Source organism: bacterium, assembly GCA_026398675.1.
Classification (GTDB): Bacteria; RBG-13-66-14; RBG-13-66-14; order RBG-13-66-14; family RBG-13-66-14; genus RBG-13-66-14.
The window spans coordinates 1-3,980 of the sequence record JAPLSK010000263.1; the positions used below are offsets into that span (position 1 = coordinate 1).

Sequence of the window (3,980 nt, forward strand, 5' to 3'; positions counted from 1 at the left end):
TTATCGGCGGAATGTCGCCCGAATAGAGCGCCTCCGAGAGCTCGTCGGCCAACACCCTGGTGATCTTCGCCTCGCCCAACTCCTCGATATCGCGGCCCAGGAATCGCCCGGTGTCGGGGTCGTAGTACTCCTCGCCCAGACGGTAGAGCTCGACCGTGTCGCCCTTTTTCACGCCCTCCTGCAGGCCCAGGTTCAGCTTGACCGTGTCCCCGGAAACCGAGACCACGGTGCCGACCACGGGGATGCTCGCGGCCAGGCGGCCGGCCATCTCCCGACTGGCGGAAAGCAGGCCATCCAGGCTGTTCGATTCGGCCGACTCGGAGAGCTCGACCTTGCCGAGGAAGACGTCCACCACCCGGACGGTGGCGGTGTACGTTTCGCCCACCTTGGACACCTTGCCCACCACGACCTTGGACGCACCGGCCAACTGGCCGACCTTGACGAAGCATTCCATGGTCGTGCAGCCGGAAAGCGCCAGACCCTGCTCCTCCAAGAGGGCGTTCAGCCGCTCCCGCTCGACGATCTCGAAGCGCCTGGTGTTAATCAGGGCGTCCAGGAGCGTGTCGGCGATCCCACTGGCTGAAGCCTCGCTCACCCCGGAAGCCTCCAGGCCGATGAAGGCCACGGTGGTCTTTTCGGCGGCGAGGGAGCCCGTGGCGAGGACTACGAAAAAGACGAGAAATAGCTTACGCATCAACCCCTCCTCAAAGAGCCCGGTAGCAAAGATATAACTTCAGTATCATATCACAAACGTTGAAACGCTCCACCACTCATCATTTACGCGAAGGCCACCGAGGAGCCGGACGGGAGCAGCATTAGCAGAACCGCGGGCAGTCTGCACATATCGGCCGTCTCCCTACCGGCGGAGGTGAGTATGCCCGGCAATCTCGGCTATCATACACACCCCCAGCGGCTGACAAGTTTTTGGGGAGTTGACCGTGGGGTGAGGGTTTGCTTCACTCCGGCGGTTGCACGGTAACGTCTCAAGTCCACCGGTCAGAGGGGAGTAACCCTTGTTAACACATCTGGTTTACGCGCTTTCGGGAGGCGGGGGCGGCGGAGGAGAGGGTGGCGACGGCGGCGGGGGAATCCTCGGCCTGATCCTCCCCTTCGTAATCGTCATCGCCATCTTCTACTTCCTCATAATCATGCCCCAGCGCAAGAAGGAGAAACAGAAGCAGGCCATGCTCAGCGCCGTCTCCAAGGGCGACCGCGTGGTGACCATCGGCGGCTTGAAGGGCACCGTAGTCGGGGTGGACGACAAGGAGGACTCGGTGACCATCCGCGTCTCGGGCGACGTGAAGCTCGAGTTCTTGAAGAGCTCCATCGCCCAGGTGATTTCCAAGGACCGATCGGCCGAGTAGCTCCCACCTTTGACCGGCGACCGACCGGCAACTGAGGAAGGGCGTGAGATGGCTGAAAAGATACTTGTGATCAACCCCGGCGCCACCTCGACCAAGATCGCCGTGTACGACGGCCAGAAGATGAGCTTCATCGAGGTGGTGCGCCATCAAGACAACCAGCTTTCGTCTTTTACGAGCATCCTGGACCAGCTCGCTTACCGCAAGAACCTCATCCTCGAGGTTCTTGGCAAAATAGGCCTCTCCTCGAAGGATCTCGACGCGACGGTGGGGCGGGGCGGGGCCTTCAAGCCCCTCGTCTCCGGCACGTACAAGGTCAACAAGGCGATGGTGTCCGACGTCGTTTCGGGCAACGTGGCCGCCGAGCACGCCAGCAACCTGGGCTGCCTATTGGCTTACGAGATAGCCAAGCCCCACGGTCTGCCCGCCTTCATCGTGGACCCCGTGAGCGTGGACGAGTTCGACGACGTGGCGCGCCTGAGCGGGCTGCCCGAACTGGAGCGCAAGTCCCTCTCCCACGCCCTCAATCTCAAGGCCGTCGCCCGCCGGGCGGCCGAGAAGCTGAAGAAGCCCTACGACAAGCTGAACCTCGTCATCGCCCACCTGGGGACCGGCATCAGCGTCTCCGCCCACCGCCGCGGGAAAATGATCGACGTGAACAACGCCAACGACGGCGGTCCATTCTCTCCCCAGCGCGCGGGCAGCCTGCCCACCACCGGGCTGATCAAGCTCTGCTTCTCGGGCAAATACTCCGCCGCCGAGCTCAAGAACCGGGCCGTGGGACAGGGCGGTCTCATGGCCTACCTGGGCACCGACGACATGCGCGAGTTAGAAACCCGGGTGGAGGCGGGCGACAAGGAAGCCCGGAGGGTGTTCGACGCCATGGCGTACCAGGTGGCCAAGGAGTGCGGCGCCATGGCCGCCGCCCTGGGGGGCAAACCGGACGCCGTGGTCGTCACCGGCGGCGGCGCCAAGAACAAGCTCTTCATGGACCTCCTCCTGCCCCGGATAAAGTGGCTGGGCGAGGTTCTGAATTACCCGGGAGAGGACGAGATGGGAGCCCTGGCGTGCGGCGCGCTCCGGGTCCTGAGGGGTGAGGAGAAGGCGAAGGTCTACAAGTAGCTCTGATTGAATCCCACGGGGCACCCGCCGGGTGCCCTTATAACTATAGGGGAAGGCATGGTCGGGGCGACGGCGGCGCAGATGCTGCGGTGGGCCGAAAGCCTGCCCGAACAGCTCGCCTACGAGGCGCCGGGGCTGGACGGCCTTCGCACACCGGATCACCCGCCGGGACGCGTTCTCGTCGCCGGGATGGGCGGCAGCGGCGTTTCGGGGAAATTCATCGAGGCCCTGTCGCAAAACGGCGACACCCCCGTCATCCCCTGGCCCTGGTCGGGGGTTCCGTGGTGGCTTTCAAAAGACGACGCCCTGGTGGCGATTTCCCATTCCGGCGAGACCGCGGAAACCCTGGCCGCGTTGCGGGGTGGGCTGGATAGCGGCGCCACGGTGGTCGGCATTTCCACCGGCGGGAAGCTCGGTGAGATTCTAAAAAGAAAGGGGGCGCCACTCTTGACCGTGCCCGGCGGGATGCCGCCCCGGGCCGCCTTCGGCTTCCTCCTGGGAACCGGCCTGCGCGCCGTGGAGCGGCTGACCGGCGGGAGGCTCTGGGAGCCGGGGGAAACCGTGGAGGCGCTGATGCGTCTTCGCGACGGGCTCTCCTCCGGCGGACACACCGACCTCGACGAGCTGGCCCGAGTGATGAAAGACCACCCCCTGGTCGTCTACGGCACCTGCCCGCTCACCGCCGCCGCCGCGTTGCGCCTGAAGCAGCAGCTCAACGAGAACGCCAAGATGTACGCCTGGTCCGGCACGCTGCCCGAGCTGGCCCACAACGAGATAGAGGGCGCCGGGCCGGGCGAGCCGCCGCGACGCCTATGCCTGACTCTGGCCGACGCGCCGCCGCTGGACGAGGTTCTCCGGGACGGCGTGCATACTATTATTCTCAAGAGCAAGGATCCCGACCCGCTCACCGCCGCGCTGGGCCTGGTCCTCCGGGGGGACATCCTCTCCCTGGCCCTGGCGCGGGAGCGGTGTGTGGAACCGGGCCCCGTCACCCGGATCGAGGAGTTCAAGAGGCGGGCCTAAGCCCGCTTTTTTCTTGCGAAAGAACCTCTCCGAGGCTACACTATAATCGAAACAGTTCGAAGGAGAGCCATGCCCCGCCTCGTCTTCGCGGTCCTCCTGCTGACGGCGCTCGTCTCCCTCGCGGCCGAGGACGAGGTCCTGCCGGGAACGCCCGGGCACATCGTCATCCCCGCCGAGGGAAACGGCGGGACCGGCGTCGCCACGGGAATTTACTACGGCGGGCGCTTCGGTTTCTTCCTCCCATTCTCCCAGGAGAACTACCTCAACTTCGATTCGCTGGCCTGGCGCTTCGAGGGCTTCGTCAACCTCGAGGGCGGCGACTGGAAGGCCATGGCCACGGCGGGATTTTATCTGGGCGAGGTGGATAACAACCCGGATTTCGACAACACACCGCGCTTCTTCGTCGTGCCCTTCTCCCTGGGGGCGTACTACGAGTTCGGCGGAGATTTCAGCCCCTACGTGGGCGGCGGCGTG

Annotated in this window: 5 protein-coding genes; 4 read left to right on the plus strand and 1 reads right to left on the minus strand. The window is 64.8% G+C overall.

The window, feature by feature from the left end:
• Positions 1–694 (minus strand): hypothetical protein (locus NTW26_08205; protein ID MCX7022233.1); only part of this gene is annotated, 694 nt, incomplete at its 3' end.
• Positions 695–1,013: 319 nt separating this feature from the next.
• Here NTW26_08205 and yajC point away from each other — a divergent pair.
• The 4 genes from yajC to NTW26_08225 all read left to right on the plus strand — a co-directional run.
• The gene (yajC, locus tag NTW26_08210; GenBank protein MCX7022234.1) at positions 1,014–1,364 is read left to right on the plus strand and encodes a preprotein translocase subunit YajC; all 351 of its coding nucleotides are present in this window, start codon (positions 1,014–1,016) and stop codon (positions 1,362–1,364) included.
• Positions 1,365–1,412: 48 nt separating this feature from the next.
• Positions 1,413–2,483, plus strand: a complete 1,071-nt coding sequence (buk, locus tag NTW26_08215) for a butyrate kinase (GenBank protein MCX7022235.1) — start codon at positions 1,413–1,415, stop codon at positions 2,481–2,483.
• Between the two features lie 57 nt (positions 2,484–2,540).
• Positions 2,541–3,506: a hypothetical protein gene (locus NTW26_08220; GenBank protein ID MCX7022236.1), complete on the plus strand. Its 966-nt coding sequence runs from the start codon at positions 2,541–2,543 to the stop codon at positions 3,504–3,506.
• Between the two features lie 69 nt (positions 3,507–3,575).
• Positions 3,576–3,980 (plus strand): hypothetical protein (locus tag NTW26_08225; protein ID MCX7022237.1); only part of this gene is annotated, 405 nt, incomplete at its 3' end.

Bases quoted from the DNA above. Each gene is read 5' to 3' on its own strand.
- buk (MCX7022235.1), top strand. From the start codon at position 1,413: ATGGCTGAAAAGATACTTGTGATCAACCCCGGCGCCACCTCGACCAAG.
- NTW26_08220 (MCX7022236.1), top strand. From the start codon at position 2,541: ATGGTCGGGGCGACGGCGGCGCAGATGCTGCGGTGGGCCGAAAGCCTG.